Annotated in this window: 28 protein-coding genes; 16 read left to right on the top strand and 12 right to left on the bottom strand. The window is 49.8% G+C overall.

What is annotated here, in order from left to right:
- The first annotated feature begins 68 nt into the window (after nucleotides 1-68).
- Complete coding sequence (locus HND56_08050) at nucleotides 69-698, top strand: TetR/AcrR family transcriptional regulator (protein ID QKK05641.1); 630 nt, start codon at nucleotides 69-71, stop codon at nucleotides 696-698.
- A gap of 104 nt (nucleotides 699-802) precedes the next feature.
- A complete protein-coding gene (locus tag HND56_08055) occupies nucleotides 803-961 on the top strand; it encodes a hypothetical protein (GenBank protein ID QKK05642.1) in 159 nt (52 codons plus the stop codon).
- A gap of 6 nt (nucleotides 962-967) precedes the next feature.
- Here HND56_08055 and mgtE read toward each other — a convergent pair whose 3' ends face one another.
- Nucleotides 968-2,233 carry a magnesium transporter gene (gene mgtE / locus HND56_08060; GenBank protein ID QKK06597.1) on the bottom strand — a complete coding sequence of 422 codons (1,266 nt, stop codon included), beginning with the start codon at nucleotides 2,231-2,233 and terminating at the stop codon, nucleotides 968-970.
- Nucleotides 2,234-2,525: 292 nt separating this feature from the next.
- Here mgtE and HND56_08065 point away from each other — a divergent pair, with 292 nt between their 5' ends.
- The gene (locus HND56_08065) at nucleotides 2,526-3,860 is read left to right on the top strand and encodes an FAD-binding oxidoreductase (protein ID QKK05643.1); all 1,335 of its coding nucleotides are present in this window, start codon (nucleotides 2,526-2,528) and stop codon (nucleotides 3,858-3,860) included.
- On the opposite strand, the gene HND56_08070 is transcribed toward HND56_08065, so the two are convergent.
- Entirely contained in the window at nucleotides 3,841-5,580 is a 1,740-nt protein-coding gene (locus HND56_08070) for a hypothetical protein (protein QKK05644.1), read from the bottom strand. The two genes, HND56_08065 and HND56_08070, sit on opposite strands and share 20 nt — an antisense overlap.
- A 41-nt stretch (nucleotides 5,581-5,621) precedes the next feature.
- Nucleotides 5,622-6,680: an alkene reductase gene (locus HND56_08075; protein ID QKK05645.1), complete on the bottom strand. Its 1,059-nt coding sequence runs from the start codon at nucleotides 6,678-6,680 to the stop codon at nucleotides 5,622-5,624.
- A gap of 91 nt (nucleotides 6,681-6,771) precedes the next feature.
- Here HND56_08075 and HND56_08080 point away from each other — a divergent pair, with 91 nt between their 5' ends.
- From HND56_08080 to HND56_08095, 4 genes are all read left to right on the top strand, one after another.
- Nucleotides 6,772-7,224: a DUF4442 domain-containing protein gene (locus tag HND56_08080; protein ID QKK05646.1), complete on the top strand. Its 453-nt coding sequence runs from the start codon at nucleotides 6,772-6,774 to the stop codon at nucleotides 7,222-7,224.
- Nucleotides 7,224-7,490: a GIY-YIG nuclease family protein gene (locus HND56_08085; protein ID QKK05647.1), complete on the top strand. Its 267-nt coding sequence runs from the start codon at nucleotides 7,224-7,226 to the stop codon at nucleotides 7,488-7,490. Before HND56_08080 ends, HND56_08085 begins: the two co-directional genes overlap by 1 nt.
- A gap of 13 nt (nucleotides 7,491-7,503) precedes the next feature.
- Nucleotides 7,504-8,685, top strand: a complete 1,182-nt coding sequence (locus HND56_08090) for an NAD(P)/FAD-dependent oxidoreductase (protein ID QKK06598.1) — start codon at nucleotides 7,504-7,506, stop codon at nucleotides 8,683-8,685.
- Between the two features lie 140 nt (nucleotides 8,686-8,825).
- A complete protein-coding gene (locus HND56_08095; protein ID QKK05648.1) occupies nucleotides 8,826-9,281 on the top strand; it encodes a helix-turn-helix transcriptional regulator in 456 nt (151 codons plus the stop codon).
- 94 nt (nucleotides 9,282-9,375) lie between these two features.
- On the opposite strand, the gene HND56_08100 is transcribed toward HND56_08095, so the two are convergent.
- Both HND56_08100 and HND56_08105 read right to left on the bottom strand, forming a co-directional pair.
- On the bottom strand, nucleotides 9,376-10,479 hold the full coding sequence (locus tag HND56_08100) for an App1 family protein (protein QKK05649.1): 1,104 nt from the start codon (nucleotides 10,477-10,479) through the stop codon (nucleotides 9,376-9,378).
- A complete protein-coding gene (locus tag HND56_08105; GenBank protein ID QKK05650.1) occupies nucleotides 10,460-10,987 on the bottom strand; it encodes a rhodanese-like domain-containing protein in 528 nt (175 codons plus the stop codon). Before HND56_08105 ends, HND56_08100 begins: the two co-directional genes overlap by 20 nt.
- 136 nt (nucleotides 10,988-11,123) lie before the next feature.
- Here HND56_08105 and HND56_08110 point away from each other — a divergent pair, with 136 nt between their 5' ends.
- The 4 genes from HND56_08110 to HND56_08125 all read left to right on the top strand — a co-directional run bounded on the left by HND56_08110 (nucleotide 11,124) and on the right by HND56_08125 (nucleotide 13,995).
- Nucleotides 11,124-11,468 (top strand): alkylphosphonate utilization protein, encoded by a 345-nt coding sequence (locus tag HND56_08110; GenBank protein QKK05651.1) that lies wholly within the window; start codon nucleotides 11,124-11,126, stop codon nucleotides 11,466-11,468.
- 153 nt (nucleotides 11,469-11,621) lie between these two features.
- Nucleotides 11,622-12,296, top strand: coding sequence for a hypothetical protein (locus tag HND56_08115; protein ID QKK05652.1), 675 nt, complete (start codon nucleotides 11,622-11,624; stop codon nucleotides 12,294-12,296).
- Nucleotides 12,271-12,786 carry a hypothetical protein gene (locus HND56_08120; GenBank protein QKK05653.1) on the top strand — a complete coding sequence of 172 codons (516 nt, stop codon included), beginning with the start codon at nucleotides 12,271-12,273 and terminating at the stop codon, nucleotides 12,784-12,786. The genes HND56_08115 and HND56_08120 overlap by 26 nt, the downstream gene beginning before the upstream one ends.
- A gap of 87 nt (nucleotides 12,787-12,873) precedes the next feature.
- The gene (locus tag HND56_08125) at nucleotides 12,874-13,995 is read left to right on the top strand and encodes a beta-ketoacyl-ACP synthase III (GenBank protein QKK05654.1); all 1,122 of its coding nucleotides are present in this window, start codon (nucleotides 12,874-12,876) and stop codon (nucleotides 13,993-13,995) included.
- Nucleotides 13,996-14,008: 13 nt separating this feature from the next.
- On the opposite strand, the gene HND56_08130 is transcribed toward HND56_08125, so the two are convergent.
- The gene (locus HND56_08130) at nucleotides 14,009-14,203 is read right to left on the bottom strand and encodes a Flp family type IVb pilin (protein QKK05655.1); all 195 of its coding nucleotides are present in this window, start codon (nucleotides 14,201-14,203) and stop codon (nucleotides 14,009-14,011) included.
- The gene (locus HND56_08135) at nucleotides 14,163-14,318 is read right to left on the bottom strand and encodes a hypothetical protein (protein QKK05656.1); all 156 of its coding nucleotides are present in this window, start codon (nucleotides 14,316-14,318) and stop codon (nucleotides 14,163-14,165) included. Before HND56_08135 ends, HND56_08130 begins: the two co-directional genes overlap by 41 nt.
- Before the next feature lie 63 nt (nucleotides 14,319-14,381).
- Here HND56_08135 and HND56_08140 point away from each other — a divergent pair, with 63 nt between their 5' ends.
- Nucleotides 14,382-14,708: a hypothetical protein gene (locus tag HND56_08140; GenBank protein ID QKK05657.1), complete on the top strand. Its 327-nt coding sequence runs from the start codon at nucleotides 14,382-14,384 to the stop codon at nucleotides 14,706-14,708.
- 13 nt (nucleotides 14,709-14,721) lie between these two features.
- On the opposite strand, the gene HND56_08145 is transcribed toward HND56_08140, so the two are convergent.
- A complete protein-coding gene (locus HND56_08145; GenBank protein ID QKK05658.1) occupies nucleotides 14,722-15,246 on the bottom strand; it encodes a hypothetical protein in 525 nt (174 codons plus the stop codon).
- 182 nt (nucleotides 15,247-15,428) lie between these two features.
- Here HND56_08145 and HND56_08150 point away from each other — a divergent pair, with 182 nt between their 5' ends.
- Together HND56_08150 and HND56_08155 are read left to right on the top strand one after the other, a co-directional pair.
- Nucleotides 15,429-15,902: a GNAT family N-acetyltransferase gene (locus HND56_08150; GenBank protein ID QKK05659.1), complete on the top strand. Its 474-nt coding sequence runs from the start codon at nucleotides 15,429-15,431 to the stop codon at nucleotides 15,900-15,902.
- Nucleotides 15,899-17,386, top strand: coding sequence for a RimK family protein (locus HND56_08155; GenBank protein ID QKK05660.1), 1,488 nt, complete (start codon nucleotides 15,899-15,901; stop codon nucleotides 17,384-17,386). The genes HND56_08150 and HND56_08155 overlap by 4 nt, the downstream gene beginning before the upstream one ends.
- An 8-nt stretch (nucleotides 17,387-17,394) precedes the next feature.
- On the opposite strand, the gene HND56_08160 is transcribed toward HND56_08155, so the two are convergent.
- The gene (locus HND56_08160) at nucleotides 17,395-18,099 is read right to left on the bottom strand and encodes a hypothetical protein (protein QKK05661.1); all 705 of its coding nucleotides are present in this window, start codon (nucleotides 18,097-18,099) and stop codon (nucleotides 17,395-17,397) included.
- Between the two features lie 50 nt (nucleotides 18,100-18,149).
- Nucleotides 18,150-18,995, bottom strand: a complete 846-nt coding sequence (locus HND56_08165; protein ID QKK05662.1) for a LysR family transcriptional regulator — start codon at nucleotides 18,993-18,995, stop codon at nucleotides 18,150-18,152.
- A 125-nt stretch (nucleotides 18,996-19,120) separates the two neighbouring features.
- Between HND56_08165 and HND56_08170 the strand changes: the two genes are divergently transcribed.
- Both HND56_08170 and HND56_08175 read left to right on the top strand, forming a co-directional pair.
- Nucleotides 19,121-19,552, top strand: a complete 432-nt coding sequence (locus HND56_08170; protein ID QKK05663.1) for a 4,5-dioxygenase — start codon at nucleotides 19,121-19,123, stop codon at nucleotides 19,550-19,552.
- A gap of 122 nt (nucleotides 19,553-19,674) precedes the next feature.
- Nucleotides 19,675-20,679 carry a TIGR00341 family protein gene (locus HND56_08175; GenBank protein ID QKK05664.1) on the top strand — a complete coding sequence of 335 codons (1,005 nt, stop codon included), beginning with the start codon at nucleotides 19,675-19,677 and terminating at the stop codon, nucleotides 20,677-20,679.
- A 17-nt stretch (nucleotides 20,680-20,696) separates the two neighbouring features.
- On the opposite strand, the gene HND56_08180 is transcribed toward HND56_08175, so the two are convergent.
- Both HND56_08180 and HND56_08185 read right to left on the bottom strand, forming a co-directional pair.
- A complete protein-coding gene (locus tag HND56_08180; protein QKK05665.1) occupies nucleotides 20,697-24,167 on the bottom strand; it encodes a hypothetical protein in 3,471 nt (1,156 codons plus the stop codon).
- A gap of 97 nt (nucleotides 24,168-24,264) precedes the next feature.
- Nucleotides 24,265-26,391 (bottom strand): biotin/lipoyl-binding protein, encoded by a 2,127-nt coding sequence (locus tag HND56_08185; GenBank protein ID QKK05666.1) that lies wholly within the window; start codon nucleotides 26,389-26,391, stop codon nucleotides 24,265-24,267.
- Nucleotides 26,392-26,393 lie beyond the last annotated feature (2 nt).

A 26,393-nucleotide genomic window follows, 5' to 3' on the forward strand; every position in this document is an offset into this window, starting at 1 on the left:
ATTAATCCTTTCGCCTGAATCCCGTATCCGATAGAATATACAGTAAATCATCATGGAAGGGGAGAGCCATGTCAAACACCATCGTACTCAAAAGACACAAGCATCATAAACAGCAGGATCAATACCATCACGGCGATTTGCGCCGTGCGCTGATCGAAGCAGGACTGCAAATGCTGGATTTCTACGGCACGGAAGGGTTAAGCCTGCGCCGCATTGCCAAATCGCTCAATGTCAGCCAGACCGCGATTTACAGCCATTTCAAAGACAAAACGGATTTGCTGGCCGCTTTGGCAGAGGTCGGTTTTCAGCAACTGGCACTGACCATGCTGCATAATGTGAAAGACCCCGCCAATGCGAAAAGACGCATTTTCGATCTGGCCGAAGGTTATATCGGCTTCGCACTGAAAAACAAGGCGGTGTTCAGCCTGATGTTCGGACGTGAACTGGCGGAGATCAAAAACTATCCGACGCTTGCCCTGACCGCAGGCAAAAGCTACGCATTGCTTTCCGCCGCCGTTGCCGACGGGCTGAAAAACAATCCGGCGGCCCCCAAACCTGTCGCGACAAACGCTTTGTGGAGTCTTGTCCACGGCACGGCTGTTCTGCTGGTGGATGGAAAACTGAAACTCGCGGAAACGGGGGATCTGTCCGGTTTCGTTGCAGACCAGCTGTCACCCATGATGGATATTTTTTCTTAGACCGCCCCTTCTTTTCAGTGCGGTGCTTTCCCATCCTTGAAAATTTACATATTTTACTGTAGATTGTCTTCTCTTACAATCAACTTGATGATGGAGACAGGATAATGGCAAAACAACCTTCCCTGATGGAGCGCTTTTTTGAACAGGCGCGCTATGCCCTCAAAAAAATGGGGGACGGCTTTGAGGCCGCGAATAAAGCGGAACACCCCTATACAAGACAGCTTCCCGCGCCCACACCGCCCAAGCGAAAATACCCGCATTAAAGACAATCAAACCGGAAAATTTAAAACAGCACTGGCAATTCCCAGATAGACGATGACACCTGTCACATCGGCAATGGATGTCACAAGCGGTGTGCTTGCCGTTGCCGGGTCAATTTCCAGCTTTGCCAGCAGGAAAGGCAGTGACAGACCGATCAAACTGCCGATCACGACAATCATGCACATGCTTAAGGCCACGACCAGCGCAATTTCCCAACCGCCTTTATAGTAACCGATCATCGCAACCGTTGCCGCCATTGTCAGGCCGATTGCCAGCGAAACCAGCACTTCGCGCAGGACAAGCATACCCCAGTCTTTCATTTCAACATCACCTGTTGCCATCGCACGGATCATCAATGTCGCAGACTGCGCCCCGGCATTCCCCGCGCTGCCGATCAGCATCGGCAGGAAGAAGACCAAAGGCAAATAGGCGGCAATCACATCTTCAAAATAATCAATCCCCGCACCCGTGAAAATATTGACGAAAATCAGCAATAACAGCCATGTAACACGCTGGCGGTACAGTACGCTGATGGCGGCATCCCGCACTCCCGTGGCAAGCTTACCGATATGGGCCATTTTGTGAAAGTCTTCGGTTGCCTCTTCCTCGACAACATCCATCGCGTCATCATAGGTAACAATCCCGACCAGACGGTCGTTTTCATCCAGAACAGGCAAAGCCAGCGTATCATATTTCGCCACCTGCCGCGCCGCATCCTCCTGCGTGTCAAGAATACTCAGAGACGGGCTGCTGGTATCCATGATCTCTTCGATTTTTTCATCGGGATCAGCAATAATCAGGCTTTTCAGGCTGACGGCTCCCAGCAGTTTACGCTGCTTATCCACGACATAGGAACGGTAAATCGTTTCTTTATCAGGTGCCTCCAGACGCAGCTTATTCAACGCTTCTTCGGCGGTCCAGTCCGGGGACAGCACCGCATAATCCGATGTCATGATCGCCCCTGCCGTGCCTTCGGGATAGGAAGAAAGGCGGCGGATATCTTCACGCTCGGCCTGACTCAAAGCCGGCATCAATGTGCGTTGCTCTTCCGGTGACAGCTTGTTAAACAAATCCGCACGGTCATCGCCTGACATTTCCGTGATAATCCGTGCCAGTTCGCTGCGTTTCAGATAACGCGCCAGCGTCACCTGCGCACTGATATCCAGATGTTCGAAAACCGTCGCCTGACGGTCAATGGGCAACAGCGACAAAATACGCCAGGCATCGCGGACGGGAACATCGCGCAAAATATCGACCAAATCGGCGGCGTGCATATCCTCAACATGATCGCGCAACCTCTCCCTCCCCGCGCATCGCGAGGATATTGAAAGGCTCTTTTTTTAAATTTTTTCGCGCCATAGTAACCTCAACACCTTTTTGAAGGTTTCTCTCTTTCCTTCTGTTTTTATTTGATTTTTGCCCCGATGAAGCGCGCCCAGACTACCTTATTTTCGCCGTCAACTCAACAAAAAAACCCGCGATGAATTTTGCACAAGCTTGTCCATACAAAGCAAAAGGACGTATAATAAAATGCCTTTCGCAAATCTCCGACCCCGGTAAAAACTTATGCGCCCTTATTTTATTCATCAAAGCGTTTATGACGATGTTTTTACCTCGGACAAAAACTATTACCGCAAAACCACGAAACGTCTGCAATTTCCGAAACTGACCGGTGAAAAGGATTACGACGTCATCATCGTCGGCGGCGGGTTGTCAGGTCTGGCCACAGCCTATTACCTTACGCAGAAACATGACCTAAAGACCGCCCTGTTTGAGCGCCATTTTATCGGATGGGGGGCATCAGGGCGGAATGGCGGACAAATCCTGCCCGGCTATATGGCGCCTGCGACGCGTATGGTCCGGCGTTTCGGTTTTGAGAAAACAAGAAAGCTCTGGGAGATTTCCGTCACCGGCGTCAACAATATCCTGCGCCTGATCGACAGGCACAAAATTGACTGCGATCTCGCCCCCGGTGCCGTAACGCCGATCCGCCCTGTTCATTACCATCTTCCTTCCATCGAAAAAGAAATGAAGCTGATGGAACGTCTTGGCAAACCGCTGGAGCTTTATGATGCCGTCCGCACACAAGAGGCGCTGTCGAATACGGAGGATTACTACAGCGCAGCACTGGTCGATAAACACAACGCATGGCATTTCCATCCGCTGAAATATGCCAACGGGCTGGCAAAAATTATCGCGGAAAATGCCGATATTTATGAAGATACCTCTGTCATCGGTATTGATAATTCCAGCGGCAAAGTCACTGTTTTTACGCCGGAAGGGCGTGCAACGGCAAGCAATGTCGTGTTATGCGGCGATTCATATCTGGGGCAATTGGTGCCAAAACTGCGGCGCAAATATGTGCTGATCCGCAACGCCATGATCGCCACTGATAAGCTGCCTGCCAAGACAAATTTCATGCCTGAAAATCTGTGCGCCAGCGAATATGGCGGTGACCTTCTCTTCTACCGGAAAACCGCAGATAACCGCTTGATGATCGGTGGCGGCGATGCCGTACAGCCGAATGCGCATATGATTACTTCGGAACAGAAAATCATTGATGTCCTCAAAGACAGCATGAAAACCATTTTCCCGCAGATTGGTGATATCGGCATTCCCTATGTCTGGGGCGGTTATATCGGCGTCACGACAAGCTATTTACCCTATACCGGCTGCATTGACGGCAATATCTATTATATGGGCGGTTATTCGGGGCATGGTGTGAATTTAACCCATGCTTTCGGACGCATTTTTGCTGAAGCCATTGTCGAAAACCGCGACACCACCGATACGGCGCTGGATCTGATCCGCAACATGTCTCTGCCCGGCAAGGGAGATTTTGATGTTTACCTTGCCCGTCTCGGCATGTTTCTGGAATCCGTCAAGCAGCGTTTTGATTAACCGCTTCATCTTCGTTGCGGAAATCCTCAATGATTTTATAAACCGCATCCGGCGGCATATTCAGACAATCCAGCAAGCGCCCTCCCATTTGTAGCGAGGCTTCCGTCACTTCCGGATAAACCGCCGTCGCCCCCGCCTGCGTCAATTGCTTTGCATGGGCGGCATTATGTGCCCGCGCAATAATCGGCACAGCAGGAAGGCATTTATGGATGGACTGCACAATTTTTAAACAGGCTTTTTTGTCATGCACCGTTACCACAGCGGCCCGCGCACGCTCGATGCCGATCAAGTCCAGCACCTGCTTTCTCTGCGCATCGCCAAAGAAGACCGGATGCCCCTTTCTATAAGCATCCCGCGCCACCGCACTATCGGAATCAACGGCAATATAAGGGATTTTCGCCTTATCCAGCATTTCTCCGAGGGTGCTGCCGACGCGGCCGTAACCGGCCAGCAACACATGGCCGCCGAATTCGCGCGTAATCTGGTCAGGAGACGGGGCATCTGTTTTATCTTTGTCCCGCAAATAGGCACCGGCCTTATAAGCCAGGCCATGCATCAACGGCGTGACCAAAATCGAAAATCCTGCAACAATCATCATAAATTGCGCAACGCCTGCTTCCAGCAAAGACAGCTGCTCCGCCAGCCCCAAGGTGATGAAGGCAAACTCCCCTGCCTGCCCCAGCATCAGACCGGCGGTGACGGCAGCGTAAAGCGGCAATCTGAAAATTTTACACAAGACGGTAATAATAACAGCCTTGATCGTGAACAGCCCCGCAACACTGACAAGCAGCCAGAAAAACGTGTCCTGCACTGCTGCGAAATTCAGCCCCATACCGACAGACATAAAGAACAGCCCCATCAAAAGCCCTTTGAACGGTTCGATATCCGCCTCTATCTGGTGACGGAATTCGGTTTCCGTCAAGGACAAGCCGGCCAAAAAGGCGCCGAGAGACAAAGTCAGCCCAGCAGCATGGGTCACATAAGAAGCGCCCAGCACGACAAGCAGAACAAGAGCGATAAACAACTCGGAAGATTTCGTCTTGCTCACAAATCCGAATAACGGCTGCAATGCGTATTTTCCGGCTATAAATATCGCGACAATAACCAGCCCGGCCTTTCCAAGGGAGAAAAACAGCGTTTCCCCCAGCGCTGCGCCATCGCCGGTCTGCGCCAGAAAACTGACCATCAAAATCAGCGGCACAACAGCCAGATCCTGCATCAGCAAGATCATAAAACCCGTTTGCCCGGGCAGTCCGGTAAATTGCTGCCTATCCGTCAAAAGCTTCATCACAACCGCAGTAGAAGATAAAGCCAGCGATGCCCCGATAATCAAGGAAACTGCCGGGCTATTCCCCCACAACAGCGCTACGCCCGTAATGGCGACAGCCGTTATAATAATCTGCAATGTGCCCAGACCAAACATCAACCGCCGCATCGACCAAAGCCGTTCCACAGAAAATTCAAGTCCGATAGAGAACAGCAGAAAGACGATGCCGAACTCGGCAAGCCCGTGGACGATGGCAGGGTTATCAATGGTGAAGGCTGATAAAAGCGGATATCCTTCCGCAAAAGCGCCGATACCGTAAGGGCCGATCAATGCGCCGATAATGAGGTACCCGAGTACCGGATCAAGGCGGATTCTACCGAATGCGGGAATCAATAAAGCCGACGCCCCCAGAAAAACCAGCACTTCGCGTAAAAAAGGAATATGAGCTTCCATGACGGTCATTCTGTACGCGAAACCACCGCGCGGTCAAGTCTTTACGCCGCGATTGCAGGATAATCCGTATAGCCTTCCGCACCGCTGGCGTAGAACGTCTCCGGATTGGGTGCATTCAATGGCGTCTCCGCCGCGAAACGCTCCGCCAGATCGGGATTGGCGATATAGAGTTTGCCAAAAGCAATCGCATCCGCATCACCCTTTGCCAACAATGCCTCCGCGCTGTCCTTTGTGAAGCCCTCATTGGAAATGAAGACGCCGCCGAATTCTTTTTTCAGCACAGGTGAGATACTGTCCTCTGCCGCATATTCGCGGGTACAGATAAAAGCGATGTTCCGTTTTCCCAATGCGCGTGCAACATAAGAGAATGTTTCCAGTCTTGTGCTGTCGCCCATATCATGTGCATCCATACGCGGTGCAAGATGCATGCCGACGCGGTTTTTATCCCAAACTTCCAATACGGCATCCGTCACCTCCAGCATCAGGCGGGCACGGTTTTCAATGCTGCCGCCATAGCGGTCTTCCCGTTTATTGGTACTGTCCTGCAAAAACTGATCCAGCAGATAGCCGTTGGCACCGTGAATTTCCACACCGTCAAAACCGGCCGCTTTGGCATTTTCCGCCCCTTTTTTATAGGCGGCGACAATCGCCGGAATTTCATCAAGCTCCAATGCCCGCGGCGTTTCAAATTCCGTTTTCGGTCGTATCAGACTGACATGCCCTGCGGGTTTGACGGCACTGGGTGCAACGGGCAAAGCGCCATCCAGATAAGAGGAATGCGACACCCGTCCGACATGCCAAAGCTGCAGAAAAATACGCCCGCCTTTCGCATGCACGGCTGATGTGATCTTTTTCCAGCCTTCCACCTGTGCCTCTGACCATATTCCCGGCGTATCGGGATAACCGACGCCCATCGGGTCAACCGATGTTGCTTCACTGATAATCAGCCCCGCCCCTGCGCGCTGCGCATAATATTCCGCCATCAAATCATTCGGCACACGGCTGCCGTGATCGGCGCGGCAACGCGTCAAAGGCGACATGATAACGCGGTTCGGCAATTGCAAGTCACCCAATAGCAGCGGCTCCAGTAATTTTGACATTCCCCCTCCTCCTTCTATAAATTTTATTGCATCATAACCGGCTGGCAGTATATGGTATGTCACCTCATAAATATAACCTGCCGGACGGATAATGAAACCGAATATGTTTCGCAAATTGATGAATCTGTGGCCGCCCTTTCTGGGAGCGGGCATCAAAGTCAAAAATATTGACCCTGATTTCACAACCATTGATGTCGAGTTGAAACAGCGTTTTTACAATAAAAACTATGTCGGCACACATTACGGCGGCAGTCTGTTCTCGATGACCGACCCGTTTTACATGCTGATTTTGATGAAACAGCTGGGCAAAGATTATATTGTCTGGGACAAAAGCGCCAAAATTGATTTTAAAAAGCCCGGCAAGGGTAAACTGACCGCGCATTTCAATATCACGCAGAAGCAAGTTAAAGATATTAAAGATCAGGCCGACAAACAGAAAAAAGTCGAACCGAAATTCACCGTACAGGTTCTGGATGAAAAAGGTGATGTCGTTGCCGAAATCGAGAAAACCCTCCATGTCCGCAGAAAAAGCCCGAAACCGTGATGAGCTGGACGGTCTATATTCTTCAATGCGCGGATAACAGCCTCTACACCGGTATCACGAATGATCTGGATAGCCGCATTGCCGCCCATGAAGACGGCAGCGGTGCAAAATATACCAGAGGGCGCGGTCCCTTCCGCCTTGTTTACAGGGAAGATTGCGCCGACCGTAGCCACGCCTCGAAACGCGAGCGAGACATCAAAAGCCTCAGCCGCGATGAAAAACTGCAATTGCTGCACAGCATGGATGGCAAATCAATCCGGCTGTGATATAAGCATGGCTATGAATTCCGATTATGATGTCATTATTATCGGCGCAGGTGCGGCAGGCATGATGTGCGCGATTGAAGCAGGCAAACGCGGACGGCGCGTCTGGCTGATCGACCATGCCAAAAAAATCGGCGAAAAAATCCGTATTTCCGGCGGCGGGCGCTGTAACTTTACCAATATCCATACCCGTCCTGACAATTTTTTGTCTGACAATCCGCATTTTTGCAAATCCGCCCTGACACAATATACCCAAAATGATTTTCTTCGCCTTGTGCAAAAACACGGCATTGCCTTCCATGAAAAAAAACTGGGGCAGTTGTTCTGCGATGACCGTGCACAGCAAATCATTGATATGCTGCTGACGGAATGTCGCGATGCCGGTGTAACCGTTGAAAAATCGACAAATGTGGAGAAAATTGAAAAAACCGAGACCGGATATCTTCTGGCAACCGATCACGGCAAAAAATCCTGCACATCGCTTGTGATTGCAACGGGCGGGTTGTCGATTCCCAAAATAGGCGCTACGAAATTCGGCTATGATGTCGCAAAGCAATTCGGGCTGAATGTTATCCCGACGCGTGCCGCGCTGGTTCCGCTGACCTTTCAGGCCGATTTGCTGGAAAAATGCAAATCCTTAAGCGGCCTCTCCGTTGATGCCACTGTCACCTGCGGTAAAATCTCGTTTTCCGAAGGGTTGTTATTTACCCATCGCGGCTTAAGCGGCCCATCCATCCTGCAAATTTCCTCCTATTGGCGGGAAGGCGAAGACATCACCATCAATCTCGCCCCGGCTGCGGATAGTTACAAATTGCTAAAAGACGCAAAGCAAAACCAGCCGCGTCAGGATGTACAGACAATCCTGTCAGGTATTGTACCCGCCCGTCTGGCCGCTGCCATTTGCACGGAAAACAACATCACCGGGCGCATTGCCGAGCTATCAGACAAAAAACTGGAACAGCTAAGTGCCGCCATACATGACTGGCGCATCAAACCAAGCGGCACGGAAGGCTACCGCACTGCCGAGGTCACGGCAGGCGGTGTGGATACAAATGAATTATCATCCAAAACCATGGAGGCAAAAAAGCAGCCGGGACTGTTTTTTATCGGTGAGGTTATTGATGTCATCGGCCATCTGGGCGGCTTTAATTTTCAATGGGCCTGGTCTTCAGGCTATGTTGCCGGACAGTATGTCTAAGTGACATGCCGCCATAGCTTATCTTTTGCATTCTCTCTGATATCCGCGTAAGATGGCTGCAGGAAAAAACATAAATGATTGCATAACGCAATTAATGATGCTTTCAAAGAAAAACAATTCCAATAAGCAAGTATCATTCCATGGTCAAAAGAAATGAACATTCGAATCTGTCGCAGTGCCCTTTGGCCTGCGCGCTGGACATCCTTGGCGATCATTGGACATTGCTGATTATCAGGAATCTGATGCTGTTCGGCTGCCATGAATATAAAGACATGCTCGCCATGCCAGAATCGATTTCCTCCAACATTCTGTCAAACCGCCTTAAAAAGCTGGAAAGTGTCGCCATTATTGCGTCGGCGCCGCATCCGGACAGCAAACGCCGGAAATTATATTACCTGACGGACAAAGGCAAAGATCTTGTTCACGCCATTCTGGAGCTTGCCCGCTGGGCCAATCAACATATCGGTGACCGTACCTGCATTCCCGCAGCAGCACTACCGATCTTCGCGGCCTCCCGTGACGACGCCGCCCGCATGGTGCTGGAGAATCTCGCCGCCTGGGAGAGACAGAATCTTCCGCAAACAGAGAAGATCTAAATTACAATATCTGCCGCGAATGTAATGAAGATGCCGCCAAAACAGCGCAGGCAATCAGTATGCGTACAGCACGAGACTTCTTGTTTTCTGTATGTCATTTTTCCGTAGCTGCATTCATATTCTGAAACGCAATCATCTTCGGATCAGTGAAGTACTGCCAATGGCATTGCTTTGCACATTCTTTAAACAAATCCGCCATACGCGCATCAATCGCCGTTTTATCCGCCCTGACATCACGGATATATATTGCCAGAATTCTGTCAGGGTATTTCTTTAAAACAGCCGCATAGACCTCCGGATCTTTTTCCCCCGAATCCCCGACAAGGATAAATTTTTTCGCAGGTGCCTGTGCGATAATCGCTTCAATCGCGCCCATTTTATAGGCCAGAGGATCGGAAAACAAATTCAGAAAACTGCGATCTTTCATGCGGAAGTTTTTTAAATAAAACGCCCCTTTGGGAAACCCCGCATCAGACATGAATTTTTCCAGCTCCGGATACAGCTGCCACGGGCTGGAAGACACATAATAAAAATTTACATTCCCGGATGTTTCACGCCATTTTTTATAGAGTGCGGACATCTCGGGAACGACCTGAAATTCTCTCTGAAACGTGTTTTTTAAAAGCGCGGATTTATCCAGAACATTGCTGATTTTTATCGTGTCATCAATATCCGAAATCACGCCCAGCCCGTCTGAAAAAATTCTGATGACGTCACCGGAAAACCGCCGCGGATCCTCAGGTGGCAAAACGGCATGGATTTGCGTCAAACCTTCCGATATCTGATCTTCGCCCAAAGCAACAAATGTTTGAAAATGGCCGTTCTTTTTTGTTTTCGGCATTTGATAATTCTGCCCTCCGACACGGATATAAATATCCTTGCCGCGCTCATTATCCGTCAGGAACCATCCCGCACGCCGTTTCAGAACCGTTGAATCCTCTTCCTCTTCCAGCGCCATCGTTTTCTTGAACAGCTCTAAATTCACCCCTGCAATCTCGGGTTCAAAAACCCATCCGTGAATTTTCAACCGGTACTGCCCCGTTACGGGATCACGGGTCAGTTCCGAAGGGAAGAAGATAATCTGCTCATCCGCTGCAAGCCCTCTCGCCATTGCGGATGAAAAAAATAAAGCCGTACAGAATAGGGCCAGCGTTACCGCAGCGGGAAGATATTTCATGTTACTCCGCATTTTGCGCATCAACGGATGTTCCTTCAAATATCAGCCGCTTTTCCTGTTCCTCATCCGAGATCATTTTTCCATTGGAATCGCTCCACAGATTCAGGCGGTAGATTCTTGTATAGCCGTTCGCTTTCAAAACCGGATAGGCCTGCATGGTCATGGCAATCATACGTGTCGGGAAAAAGCTGTAATCACAGGCCAACACAACCGGCGTGTCTCTATCCGGCACAGCCTCCGGCAAGACTTTCTCCGTCAGATCGGTCAGCGGTATATTCAAAGAACCCGCCAGATGGCGATGGGCATAAGATTCTTTGGAGCGGAGATCCAGCACAACGACCTTCGTCTCCCGTTCCTTCAGCTCCAGAAACTCTTGCAAATGCAGTTCTTCCGCATGCGCGGGCAGCGCTTCTTTGAACTCATCCGGCGTTAAAGCCTGAATGGGTTTCTGTTGCGCAGAAGAAACAGCCGGATACAAACACAAGCTCAACGTCAGCAGCACGGCGCATACATAGTTTACTTTCGCCATCATCATCACCTTTAATTATATTTCGCTTTTGAAAATATATGATATTGCTCTACGGAACCGGTAAACAAGATTGCTAGGCAAGCAAGGTTCCTTTATATACAATATAAGATAGTACGATAACAGAAAGATAAATCCTATGAGCGAATTACCCCCCTGCCCGAAATGCGAGTCCGTCTATGTTTACGAAGACCGCGGTATCTATCATTGCCCCGAATGCGGACATGAATGGTCAAGCACCGAAAGCGGCGGAGACAGCGATGGCAAAACCGTCCGTGATGCCAACGGTACGGAATTAAAAGACGGCGATACCGTAACAGTTATCAAGGATCTGAAAGTCAAAGGCTCATCCTCTGTCGTCAAAGTCGGCACAAAAGTCAAAAATATCCGCCTGGTCGAGGGCGATCACGATATTGATTGCAAAATCCCCGGCATTGGCGCAATGGGACTGAAATCCGAATTCGTCAAAAAAGTCTCCGATTAAATGCAGCTGACATGCAACGGGCAGCCGCCTACATATGGTATCCGGCTATGCTTACGGATTGCCTTTTTCGGCCTTAGAACATAGACTATATGCTGGGTAAAAATGATAACCAGCAACATATCTTAAAGGTCGGATTATGAAAGGCACTGTTTCGTGACCACATCCCCGATATCAAAACCATTGCCGAAAATCGAAGCAATTGCAGGATTTAAGACTCTGGCCTGCATACTGATTTTACTGCACCATATTTCCTATTCCTACGCACATGCCGATTATTCCCGCACATTTCTGACCGTTTACAATATTGATTTCTACCCGTTACTGGTCAATGGCTGGATTGGCATCTATATGTATTTCGGGCTGTGCGGCTATTTTGTCATGCGGTCATGGTGGAATATGCCGCGCCGCGACTATAAAGAATACGCGATTTCCCGTGCCCGGCGCTTTTTACCGCTTTATTATTTCGTGCTGCTCATCGTTTTGCTGAAAATCTTTCCTGATTACAAAATGATGAATCCGCCGCATCTATCCTCCATCCTTTATCACGTTTTTCTTGTATCCGACTTTTTTCTTCCCGATGTCATGGTGTTATTTGCAACCGCATCCGGCGAGTTTAAAGTCGCTCTTTTACTGCCTTTCATTCTTTTGTTTTGCCTGCGCCATAAAAACCCGGACCGTTCCCTGTTTATTATGATGGCAGTACTGGTACTCGCCGGGCTTGGGCTACGCCTTTTCGGATACAGCCAATATGATGTAATATATGTCTATGCCTTTAATTATTTTATGTTTTTTTACGCATTGCATGATGGCATTCGTGCATGCGCTTGATCCCGTTGTTTGCGGCGTGCTGGTCGCCTATCTGGAATTCCTTTCGCAAAAACGCGGCAAGCCTGTCATCTCTCCCCGGCAAGCAAAATTTCTTTTCTGGTCTACGATTGTCGCCCTTCTGGTCTGGCTGTTCTGCGGCGAAAAACTGCTGCATGTCACCCTTTACGATGCGACCCTGCAGCCCATTCTTGTCGGCATTTTTACAGGATGCCTTCTTGCCGGCGTGGTCTTTGGCGGAGCCCCCCGTTTTTTTGAAGGCGGTTTTTCAAAAAACGTCGCCCGCCTGTCCTATGCCGCCTATCTTGTACATATCCCTTTAATTGCAACATCATACCGCATTTTAATGTTTGTCCCTCACGCAGGAAAATCCCATCTAGTCAATTTCCTTTACGTCCTCCCCGCGTATTTTATTATCGTCTGGATTGCCTCCGAGCTTTTACAACGCTTTGTCGAAGAGCCGTTTGTGCGTAACCTAAAACGCTATAGATAACCCGCTCTTCGGCTTGCCGCCAAGCTTGAAAGCCTGCCGCTTTTCTGCTATCTGTTTCTTTTACAACAGGACAAGGGATTAGATAGCGTGAGAAAAACAGTTATCAGCGGCACAGGCCTTTACACGCCGCCGCACGCCATTTCCAATGAAGAACTGGTCATTGCCTTCAATCAATTTGTTGATGATTTCAATGCCAAAAACGCCGATGCGATTGCTGCGGGTGACATTGAACCCCTGCAACATTCCAGCGCGGAATTCATCGAGAAAGCCTCCGGTATCAAAAGCCGTTACGTGATGGAGAAAGATGGCATCCTCGACCCGCAACGCATGTGCCCGGTCATTCCCGAACGCAGTAATGATGAAATTTCCGTCCTTGCGGAAATCGGTCTGCAGGCTGCGCGTGAAGCGATCAAAAATGCCGGACTGACGCCCGAAGATATTGACGGCGTTGTCGTTGCCGCCTCCAATATGCAACGCCCCTATCCCGCTATGGCCATCGAGATTCAAAATGCGTTGGGTATCACCGGCTTTGGTTTCGATATGAATGTCGCCTGTTCCTCTGCAACTTTCGGCATGCAGGTTGCCAATGATATGGTGTCTGCCGGTTCCGCGGACCGTATTCTGATGGTCAATCCGGAAATCTGCTCGGGTCATCTGAATTTCCGTGACCGCGATTCTCATTTCATTTTTGGCGATGTCGCCACTGCGATGGTCATCGAGGCTGAGGAAAAAGCAAGCGCGCCCGTACAATGGAATATTCTGAGTACGCGTTTAAAAACATCCTATTCCAACAATATCCGCAATAATTTCGGATTTCTGAACCGCTGCGACGAAACCGGCATCGGTCAAAAAGATAAACTCTTCGTACAGGAAGGGCGCAAAGTCTTTAAAGAAGTCGTGCCGATGGTGGCGGAAATGATTACTACCCATCTTGGCGATTTGGGGCTTTCCCCCGACGGCGTACGCCGTATCTGGCTCCATCAGGCCAATCTGGGCATGAACCAGCTGATTGCCAAAAGAGTCTTTAACCGCGAAATTGACCCCGATGCGACGCCGACGATTCTGGACAGCTATGCCAATACCAGTTCTGCCGGATCGGTCATTGCCTTCCACAAACATTCAAAAGATTTGGCATCGGGAGATATCGGGCTGCTGTGCTCATTCGGTGCAGGGTATTCGGCAGGATCGATCATCGTGCAGCGGCGTTAGAAAAGCGGAGCCGTCAGCCCGGTCCCATAACTGCTTCATACAGCCCGTCATAGAAGGCCGCAATCGTGTCGCCAAAGGCATAGACAACACCAAAAATTGCCACAGCAATCGCGGCAATCATCATAGAGTATTCAATCGCTGTTGCCCCGCTTGTATCCGAGCGGAATTTACTGAAATAAAAAGCCACCCGTTTTTTGTTCCAAAACATATAAATAACAACCCGCTGTGGTTAAAACTGCACCTTCTTTTATTTTATCCCATTCCTGTGGATTTTTCCAACAGGAAACACGCTTTACACAGGAATGACCGCCGTCTTCATACATATAACTCCTTGCAATATGGGTGAAAATGAAGAGAATGATGGTTCTTAACAGAGGAGTTTTTCAATGCAGCACCGTCACCGCTTTTTGGTCTTGTTACTGGTTTTGACTGTTTTCCTGTCCATGCCCGCCATGGCGGAAAGCCCCGTATCCTGCAAAGGTGAAGCTGCCGCATGGCGCAACTGTAAGGATGAGAAAGATTGCGTCACGATCTCCAATCCCTGCGGTTGGCCCTCGGATGCCGCCAATAAAGTTTTTGCGGAACAAGCACAGCAATGCAACATCATACGCGGTGCCGCTATGGGCTGCCCTGCATATGACGCAGAGCGCGATGGCGGTTATACCGCCCGATGTATTGTCGGAAAATGCGTTGCCGTCAAAGATATTCCGTAGATTACGGAGAATATTATAATCCGCGCTTTCTGTCTTTGCTTTTACGCGGCGCCGCTTTCGGCTGTTTTTCAGGCTGGACGGCTTTGGGCGCGGATTTTTTAAAATCCGGTTGTGCGGATTTTTCAGTCAAATCCGTTTCCTCTGCCTGTACGGCAGCATGACGCGTTGCGGTATCAACGGTCTTACCGGCTTTTTTGCCGTGTCCGAATAATTTCTCTTTCGCGGCCTTCAAACCGCGTCCTGCCAGCGCGAAAGGTGCATAAAGGATAAGTGCCGTGCCTGCGATGATGTATTCTTTATTATCATAGACTGCATTCGCCGCAAAAAATGCCGCCGCTCCGACCGCAACACCTGCGACGGCACCGATTGCTGCTCCGGCCACGCCTACGGCAATTGTTGCCCCCAGCGACGAGCCTAAAATACCCGCCGTCGCACCAAGAAACCCGCCCCCGGCAATGCCTAGCAACGGTACGGCTGCCGCCGCATACATAGACAGTGTTTGAAACCGGTCTCTGTTATCGCGCCATTTTTTTGCCATTATATCCTCGTATCAATCGTATAAATAATTTCCGCGCATAACATTACATAATATTGACAGCAAATCAAGAATTATCTTTCCGGCAACAACCTGCCGCAAGAAGACATATATGCGACTTGTTCTCTTTCCGAATCAATGATTTTGGCGTAGTGTTTGAGAGCAAAATATTATACAGGGCAAAAATGCACCCGACCAAGCGCCACGTTTCCTACCGCATCGCCCCCGCTCTTCCGGCTGATGTCGGTCGCCTTCAGGAGCTTGAAACGGATTCCTTTTCCAGTGACCGCCTCTCCCGCCGCCAGATGCTGTATCATCTGCATAATCCGCGCGCCGTTTTTCTAACGGTCAGGGAAGATAACGGCAATCATTCTGTTTTAGGCTATGCCCTCATCCTGCGTGCAAAGAATCGTTCTGCACGGCTGTATTCTATTGCGGTGGCCAAGGAATTTCGCGGACACGGACTCGGAAAAATACTGTGCCGTGCCGGGCTGGATGTCTTGCGTGATGCGGGAGAGAAAAAACTGCTGCTGGAAGTTGATGCCAATGACCGCGCAACGATCGGCTTTTATGAAAGACTCGGATTTGAAACAACCGGCCTCCTGCCCGCCTATTACGAAGACGGACGTGATGCCCTTAAAATGCAGGTATTACTATGAAAGAAAATAACCCCGTCAAACATATTATCGTGTCCGACAAGCCGCTGGATTTTCTGCCTACGGACCCTTCCGTTCTAACTATGAGCGCCACGGATTTTATTGCCAATAAAGTCGAGATTGACCTGCGTAAGCATCCGCTACTGAAAGTCATTAATTTGTGCAGCAATTTCGATTATCTGTCGAAAGGTTATTATTGTTCTTTATTGGCGGAGGCACGCGGTATGCGTTGCGTCCCCCCTGTCGCCAACATTGTCACGCTGAACTGGAAACGCAATTATCAGTCGGAACTGCCTGAATTAAATGCGCTTTTGGAAAAGCATTTCAAGGAGGAGCCTGACGAACCCCTCGCCCGCACCTATACCGCTTATTTCGGACGCTGCAAAATTGATCAACTGGAACCGCTGGCGCGGCGGTTGTTCGATATGTTCCGCTTTCCGCTGATGCAGGTGGAAATCAAGGCCGACCAGAAGGGAAAATGGGTTATCAATGATATCGCGCCGCTGTCACTGGCGGAGCTACCGGTGATGAAGCAGGATTATTTCATTTCGTCCCTACAAAAATTTACCGGATCAGCCTGGCGCAGCCCGCAAAAGAAAAAAGAGAAATACTGGATTGCCATCCTGCATGATCCGGAAGAACATCATGCGCCATCAAACAAAGCCGCACTGCAAAAATTCATTAAGGCGGGGAAAGAGCTGAATGTTTCGGTGGAACTTATTACCAAGAATGATTTTTCTTCCCTGCTGGAATATGACGGATTGCTAATCCGCGAGACAACGGCGATCAACCACCATACTTACCGCTTTGCCCTGAAAGCGGAGAGTGAGGACATACCCTCCATCGATGACACGCACTCCATCATCCGCTGCTGCAACAAAGTTTTTCAATATGAAATTCTGCACGCGCACCGGATACCGCTGCCGAAAACATGGATTTTGGACAGGAAATCAGCAAAAACCAGCGCCGGCTCGTTCTCTTTTCCGCTGGTCGTGAAAATTCCGGACGGTGCCTTTTCAGTGGGTGTTATCAAGGTCGAAAAAGAAGAAAAATTTCAGGCCGCCGTCAGCGATCTTTTGAAAAAATCGGAAATTATTCTGGTGCAGGAATTTGTACAGTCGGAATTTGACTGGCGTGTCGGTGTGCTGGACGGGCAACCGCTTTTTGCCTGCAAATATTTCATGGCCGACGGGCATTGGCAAATTTACAACCATGATTCCAAAACCAAAAAAGGTCAGGAAGGCGATCATGTCACCATGGCCGTCGAAGATGTGCCTGCGGCCGTCATGGATGTGGCCATCAAAGCCGCCAAACTGATCGGTGACGGGCTGTATGGCGTGGATTTAAAACAATTCGGTGATGACATCGTGGTCATGGAGGTGAATGACAACCCCAATCTGGATGCCGGCATTGAAGATCAGCATCTGGGCGACAGGCTTTACCGCATTGTACTGGAGAGCCTTATCGCACGTATCGAGAACCGTTAAGCGCAGCATTATTGGCAGAGATTATCCTGACAGACCGGCAAAGATTGCGGGCAATCCATTTCACAAAACGCGTATTCCGTATGCGATGCCGCACAAAAATCTTTATGTGTCTGCGCATACTCTTCCGCAAAGGCTTTTGCAACAGGCGTTCCGCAATCGCAGCCGCCGCAATGTGTTCCCATCGCGGTACAGTCATCCGCCGTTTCACAGAGCCGTGCCGATGCGGGAATTTTGGTGTGATGCCCGATACCGACAAATTTTTCCAGCGTTGCAATATCTCCCTGTGACTTGGCGTATTCAAGCGGCAGAGTATTTCCACAGAGCGGCACCCAGAACAAATCGCCAAGCTTTCTTGTACCGATGACCAAAAAGCTTTCCTGCGGAGGAAACGCATCACCCCAATAAGTATTATAGAGAATCGCGACTGTCTGCCCCTGCGTGACACCCTTCCACGGTTTGCTGACGGTAAAGTCGAACACCCGTAAGTTTGATGCATCTCCGCCTTTCATTGATAAACCATGCAGCTTAAAGACGGCTTTTTCCTTACGCGTCAATTCGCGGGAACTTGCCGCCGCGCCTTCAAAAATCACCGGAACGGAGGCGATATTTTTTTCATTTAGGCGGGATGATGCACAGCTGAGCGCATGCGCATGAGTCGCCCCTGCAAAAACAATTATCAGCGCCACAATCATGCCAAGAATTTTTTGATACATAAGAAAGCCTTTCAGAAATAACGGTTCTTTTATTTTAGACGCAAAGCATTTTAAAACAAAGCGCGAATAGCCGCGGCAATTGCCTGAACGGTTTTGACTTTTTTATTTTCCACGCGGAAAATAAGGCAATGTTCATCATAAAAAACCGGTGCCTTAGGCACGCGCACAAGCTTCTTTCGTGCCATAGCCGCAACACGCGCAGGCAAAATTCCTATGCCGCAGCCATTCGCTGTTAAATCGGCGATCACTTCCAGACTGCCGGAAAAAACCATACGTTCAAAAGAGATTCCGCGTTTTTTTAAATCTTTCAGCAAGGATTGTGATTGCAGCAGATCAGGATCACAAATCAGCAGTTTCGGATTTTTTACCGCCTTTTTTTCCGGCAGCCATAAGGTGACTTCGTCTTTGCACAGCTGATGAATAATTAAATCCGGATGTTGAGCAGGATTTACGACAACACCGATATCCGTCTTCATACTGACAACATCTTCTGCGACCTTGCGTGACAAATCATGGTGGAGCGTAATATTCAGATGCGGGTGTTTCGCCATCATCTCCGGCAAAAACCCCGATAGCAATGCCAGCGCAACGGAGGGGTGACTGCCGATGGAATAACTGCCGCGCATTTCATTTATTGAAGCCTGTGCTTCTGCGCGGATATCCTCCCATGATTGCAACAGCATTTTCGCATGACTTAATAATTGTTTTCCCGCCTGCGTCAAAGTTACGCCGCGCTTACTGCGTATTAATAATGTCGCTCCTGTTGCATGTTCCAGCCTCTGCATCGCCAGTGACAGTGACGGCTGGCTGATACCCAGCCTTTCTGCGGCGCGGGAGACATTCCGGGTATTGGCAACCTCGACAAAATAGGTCAAATCGGCCGGAGAAGGAATCATAGTTTTTACCTATTACAATTATATTAAATTGATATTATATCTATAAAATAAACCGCGCTAGTCTTTTCTTAAGGCGGATGTGCAGTTTCATCCCGCCAACCCACAAAGGAAAAAGGAGAAAAACAATGTGTGGAGATTACTTTAACCTGAAGGCAGGCCGTGATTGTAACGAACCCGAACAGATGGTTTCGGCCTACCATCTGCATATCTACTTTGAACCGGGCACAGATGCGGAACAAAATGCGCTGGACATTGCGCAGGAGCTGGAAAACCGCTTCCCGCAGGCCATCACAGATTCACATCCTGTCGGTAAAGTCGGGCCGCACAGTCAGGCCAATATCGGCGTGACGATTACGCCGGACAGCTTTGGCGAGATCGTGTCCTTTTTACAACTGAACAGAAAAGATTTGTCCATTCTGGTGCATCCGCGCACGGGCGATGAATGGGTCGACCATCAGGACGCCGCCATGTGGATCGGTCCGCCGGTAGATTTCAATGACAAATTTTTCGAACCTCTCCGTCCGCAGAATAAAAAAACGCGTCCGGGACTGAAGTAAAAAAATATGCGCCAAGCGGCCAAGAAAATGCTGCGGAAATGATGGGCCCATCATTCATATTTTATCACCTTCCGTTATGTGCTAGCGTAAAGCAGTCATAAAACGGCCTCAGGCACGGATCAATGTCTCTTAGAACAATTACTTTACTGACAGAGGGAGGCGCAAAAGCGCCATCCAAAAAACTGACACAGCATCAGGACGTTATCCAGTCATGGTCTTCCCAAAAAATGAAGAACAGCCCGCGTGAAACCCGCTTCCTGATGGATGCGGAACATATGCAGGATTTCGTTGACCTGATACAGCAGCAATATGGCAGAAAAAAAGATTGGCGTATCATCATAGCACCCGTTGAAACAACCGTGCCGCTGCTTGAAGAGAAACCGGAACCGGAATATAAAAATGCGAAGAAAAGCTATGGCAGCATTACGCGGGAAGTACTTTATGACAAGATTTTCACAGGCGCCGCAACCGATATGGATTTTCTGGCGCTGGTTATTCTTTCAACCATTGTCACCGCCATCGGTCTGATCACAGATAATGTTGCCGTTCTTATCGGCGCGATGGTCATTGCCCCGCTATTGGGACCAAACCTGGCCTTAAGTTTTGCGGTCACGCTTGGGGATAAGGATATGATCACGCGCGCTTTAAAGGCGAATGCCGCGGGTTTTTCATTAACAATGCTGCTGAGCATCCTTCTCGGCTTTTTTATACCTGAAGCACTCTTTATAGAAAGCAGCGAATTTATCGCCCGCACGGATGTCGGTTATGGCGGTATCATTCTGGCACTTTCCTCCGGCGCTGCCGCGGTCCTGTCTCTGACAAGCGGCGTTTCCACGACAATGGTCGGCGTCATGGTCGCCGTTGCATTGATGCCGCCGGCTGTTGCATTAGGACTTTCCTTTGGTTCCGGCCTTTTCACCGCAGCTTATGGTGCCGGTTTACTGCTTGCAATCAACATCATCTGCGTTAATCTTGCTGCAAAAGCCGTCTTTACATTGAAAGGCATTCGCCCGCGCACATGGTATCAGCGCAAAAAGTCAAAACAGTCCCTGAGGGTCAGCCTGTTTTTCTGGTTTAGCTTATTATGTGTTCTGATTGTTTTGATTTATCTATGGCATAATTTATGACGTTATTGATGACAGGCTTAACCGCCCTCCGCCTCCTGCAATAGCGCATCTTTCAACACATCGCTCTGCTTTTTATAGTAATCGGCAATATCGGAGAGCTGCTGCGTCGTGTTGCGCATATAAGCAATCTGCTCCTGCAGCTGCCCTGCCGCGGAGATTTCCTGAACAGGCTCTTGCTGCGGCTGGCTGCCATAAAGCGCCTGAAACAGCCTGTTATTCATCAGATTATCCGGAAACGGATTACGCGGTGCGTTATCATGCTCCGCCTGCACAGCCACATCACCGGTTTCTCTTCGTTGCAAAGGACTATCCTGAGCCGTTGCTTGATCCGGTAAGACATTTTGCGAATCCGGCGGCGCATCCGGCCCGTTAATATTGTCACGGATTTGCTGTGACAAACCATCTGCACCGTAAAATGCCTGCAAGAAGCCGTCACGAGAAGAATCCGTTGCCTGCCGGATCAGTTCATTCTCACCGCCAAAGATATCGGGGCGCAGATTGTTCTGCAAGTAGTCCAGAATACCGAAATAGCGCCCGCTTGCTCCGCCTGCAGCCGTGTCAAAACCGCGACGACTGCCCGGCGTGCCGTCCGCCGCTCCCTCATCCGGTGGAATAAAGCCGTTGAACTCGATTTCATCAAGCACATTCATAACAAAAGCCTGATCGAAAAATCCGCCATTGCCGTCACTGACCCGAATTGTCACATTGTGATTATCCTTTGTTTCAAAATCGACCGCATCCATCAGACGCAGCATATTGCCCGCAATAGTGAATTTACCGTCCGGATCATTTTGAATGCTGTAGGTAAAGCTGTCGCCCGGCAGATCGGCATCCGTTGCCGACAATGTTGCAATATCCCCGCCGATCGCCGTCAGCTCAGGCACATCGGTGCCGGACAACATCACCGCCGTCGGAAAATCATTGACCGGATTAATCACCAGCGGCTTGGTATTGACGATACTGGTATAGCCGCTTGTATCAGACACGGTAAAGGCGAAACTGTCCGATGTTACTTCGCTGCCGTCATGCGCATAAAGCAAGCGCCCCGCATCAATATCTGTTTGCGTAAACATCCCGCCAAGTCCGCGTGCCTCTCCCGCGTCCAATGTGCTGTTGCTATTGGCATCAACGAACAATGTTCCGGTATCCGGCGCATCCGTCACAGTATAAATGATATGCCCGCCGTAAACGATCTGCGTTTCCGTCTGATAGAATGTATTCGGACTGAAATGATTGCGGTATTCGGCCGCCACCCATGCGCCGCTGGTTGTGCCTTCATAAACGCGCAAATTATCATACAGCCCGTCGTAATAAAGATTGTTGCGTCCGCCATCAAAACTCGTCGCCTCCGATCCGTCACCGATAAAGGCATAACGCGTCCCGTTTCCCAGACCTGTGCCGCCATGCGAATTGATATCGCGCGCCACTTCCACCCCGTCGACATAGAGGATTTTATCCGTGCCGTCATAAACAGCGGCAATATGGTGCCAATTGCCGTCATTGACTTTTACACCGGTGGAATAAAAATCATCAACACCCAAGCCATTCCCCGAAGTGGAGAATGCGACACGCCCGTCCCCGTGAATATAGACATTAAAAAATTCACTGCGGTCAAAATCAATCAACGACCAGTTATCGTTATAATTTGATACATTCACCGTCGTATTCACCCAGGCACTGACGGAGATTTGCTGCAGCGAATTATTACCCGATAAACCGTAATCCAGCGCAATATATTCGGAATTGTTAAATTCCGCCCCGCTGCCGAAAGCGCCAGCAATCTGATTATCGCTGTCAAAACCGTTGCGGCCAAAGCCGTTATGCGCCGCTTGTGAACTGTCGCTGACCTGCACATCGAAATCGCTCTCAAAATGCCAAACACCACCATATTCGCCGCGCCATGTTGTTGTCTGGTTGGTTTCGGCGGCGCCCGCATTGCCGTAATAAATATAAAAAACCGTATCCGTTCCGGCTTTCAGATCTCCGCGCGTATAAAGCTGCATGCTTTGCGTCGCTGTATTGAATGCCACCAGCTCACGGTCAAGTTTGGTCAAACCATCCGCACCGGTCACGACAATATCGGAGCCGTCCACCTTCACATTGCCCCAGAAATCCGCACCGAAGCCTGATTCCGTCAAGAACAGGGCAAAATCATCCAAATCAGCATCGACCAGATCATGGTCAACCACGATTTTCTGACGATAAGTCCAGCTGTTATCATACCATGCCGCATCATAGGATAGTTCCGTATTGGTAATCGCCGTCACAGCCGCTTCATCTGCCGATGTTGTCGTCAACACATCCAATGCAGGTGTGATTTCCAAATTGACCGTATGCGGTCCTGTCACATTTTCCGCATCGCTGACGGTAAAGGAAAAGCTGTCCGTGCTATTGGCACCCGCACCATGCGTATAGCTGATTTTGCCATCCAGCACATCCTGCTGTGTAAAACTATCGCCCACAGACAACGCAGCGCCGCTTAAAAACAACGTGCCGTTGGAGGTCAGAGCCGTCAGCTCGTATAACAATCCGCTATCAGGATCATTGATATCCGTTGCCGTCAACACATCCGTTGTTAAAACAAGACTGCCGCCCTGCCCCAGAACGCCGATCCCTGTTTCCACTTGCGGCGGGCCTTTAAGCCATTTATCGACGATATAATCATTAATGTCGCTAACTTCCTGCGCCGTCAGCGCATGATTCCACGACCAGAATTCGCCGATATTTCCCTGAAAATGAGACCCTGAGCCAAGATTGGCATCGCCAACCGGTGTCTGGCTGTCATTGGAATGCCCGATCGTGACATTACCGCTATGTGAGCCAAGCGTATCCACCCGCGTCAAAACCTGCGCAGGGCCGCCATTCAAGCTGACGGAGAAAGTGCGGTTGTTGATATCGGCATCCGTTGCATCATGCACCGCCGTCACATAATAAACCGTATTTGCCGTGACGGCGCCAAGATTAACGGATTTATAGCGATCCGCCGCCGACCAATAGCTTTCCCCCCATGTATAAACATACAAATCGCCGCCGACCATAATGATATTATAACCGTTGGAGCCGCCGCCCTGTTCATACAGCATTTGCGTACCGCTAATATCCGCACCGGTTTCAAACACCATCGCGAATGATTTTTCACTGTAACTGCCGGTATTGATTTCCGTTGCATTGGCAATATCAAGATAATCGGAGGTGCCGTCAAAATTGATAGCGCCTCTGCCTTCAAAGCCTGCCGCATCAAATCTCGGGCGGTTGCCGCCGCTGCTTGCCGCGTCATAATTATTGCCGCTATCATCATCCCAACGGTCGATCAACGCCCCGTCCGCCGGTTGATCATTCGTCAAACCGTCACCATCAACATCCAGCGCATCAAAATGAAAAATCGTATTGGCAATCACGGGGAAAGAGGCATCAAGCAACACACGCTGTTCCAGCGCCATCAGCGTCATTTTTGACGTTTTCGCCTTTTTCTCCTTCTCCAAAAACACGCACTCCTTTTGGGATGGACGACCCTTTGTCTATTTTAACATGAACAATGTTAACGCAGACTTAATTTACCTTTTTTTATAAACAGTTAAGCGGGTATCATAGAGCAGATTCCCGCCCCCAGAATGCCGCCAGTTTCTGCCAGAATATCCAAAGCACGCTTTCGGCAGAGCTTTCAAGGCGTACCATCCCCCGCACAACGCGCGGGTTTGGTGCAAAATCTTTGATATCCGCCTCTACGGAGAACTGTGCGGCATAAAGCCCGTAACGCGCTGTCAGACCTGTTTTTCCGGGAGTTTCATCTGTCGGAATAGCACCGCCGAATCTCGCCGAAAGCTCCGGCCAATGCAGGGTATCACTGCTGTTCTCTGCCAGTTTATCCAAGCGCACGGGAAAATTTTCCGCAAAATCCGTATCGGGATAAAACAATCCCGCACGACCGAGAGTAATTTTTTCTCTTTTGTTTTCATGTATATATCCGCTAATTGTTAATATATCAGGCTGCACCAGAATACCCAACCGCTGCGCAGGATTGATCCAGCGTCCTTGATGCATATCCCCCGCCACATCGGTTAATATGCCGGATAAATCCGCCTTGATAACCAGCCTCTGCTGCTGTTCGCGCAAGCCGGACAATTTTTGCGCCGCCGCCGCCAATTTTTCTGTCAACGGCTCTTGTTCGGGATGGTCGCGGGCAAGAATTTGCTGCTGGTTCCGCAATTTTTGCAGCGATTGATAGTCCAGCTCCGCCAATGCGATCTGCTGTTGCAATTGCGGCGATTCAATGACGGCCAGAACATCCCCTTTTTTCACCTGTTGCCCCGCCGTCATATTGACCTCAATCAGCTTTCCGGCAACCGGTGTGTAAAGATGCGTATATGCGGCGCTATGCAGTACTGCGGGAATAGTGATCTTATGCGCACGCGGCATAGTGACCGCCACAAATACGCCAATGATAACGCACAAACTGATCAGGCTGTGGAGAGAATGGTATGATTTTTGCCGTTGCCGCCACCAGACGGTCACTTCCCGCCAGATTGGCAGAGCAATAAACCATGCGATTTCCACAACCATCAGAAAGATATTCAAAGGCGGAAAAAACAGCGCAAAAACCACCCAGGCAATCCCCAAAAACAGGAACAAACGGTATATCCAGAGCGCAAAACCGAAAGACTGAAAAAAGCGCCGCTGCCGCAAAGGAATATCTTCCGGAACATCATCTTTCCAGCCCCATAACATGCGGCGCAAACGCCATTTTGCCCAAAGACAGGCACGGTCCTGAAGATTTTCAATACCCAATACATCGGAAAGCAGATAATACCCGTCAAATTTCATCAACGGATTGAGATTGACCAGCAAGCTTCCGGTAAGAGAAACCAGCGCCACAAAGAAAGCAGTGCTTTTTCCAAGACCTACGGGAAGAAAACGCCACAGTAGCAGCGCAATAGCGGCCAGACTGATTTCAGTCAACACGCCTGCCGCCGCAATCGCCACACGCTTGCGCCTGTCGGTCAAAGACCATACACCCGTTGTTTCCGTGTATAACACAGGATAGAGAACAATAAAGGCCACACCGATGACCGGAACTTTGACCCCGTATTTTGTCGCCGTATAGGCATGCCCCAATTCGTGCAGCGTTTTCACGAAAACTGTTGTCAGCGCAATCAGCGTAGCGCCTTCCCAATTCAGAATATTCTGAAAGCTGTGCAGAAATTCATCCATACGCTGAAATGTCATCAACAGCCCCGCCGCCAGCAGACAAAGCATCATCAGCATAAAGCGCTGCGATAATAACGGACGCAGCAATGGCAGGCTGCGTTCCAGAAAATTTTGCGGCTTAAAAAGCGGGAGCGTTACAAAAAGATAGCCGTGCAACGCCCTCTTCCAAAAAGGTTTTTCCGCGCGCTTAGTGCGCCTCTCATGTTGCGCAGATGACTGCGCTGTATTGCCTTGCACAAGCTGATTTCTCACCAGAAATACCGATAAATCTTCTACCGTTTCCGTATCGATTGTCAGCGTTGTTTCCGCATTAACAGCCCGGACAAGGTCATCCGGCCGGCGGCAATCCGCCAAACGGCGCAGACATTCAAAAGCCGTCCAGCCGATTTTATAAAAGCGGTGTGCCAGCGGATCATAAATAACCCAATGCGGGGCACCATCCGCACCGGAGGCGGTTTTATCGATTTTTAAATCTTCCCGCAATAACGGCAGATCACCTTTTGCCATCC

The organism is Pseudomonadota bacterium (assembly GCA_013285465.1).
Classification (GTDB): domain Bacteria; phylum Pseudomonadota; class Alphaproteobacteria; order Micavibrionales; family CSBR16-224; genus CSBR16-224.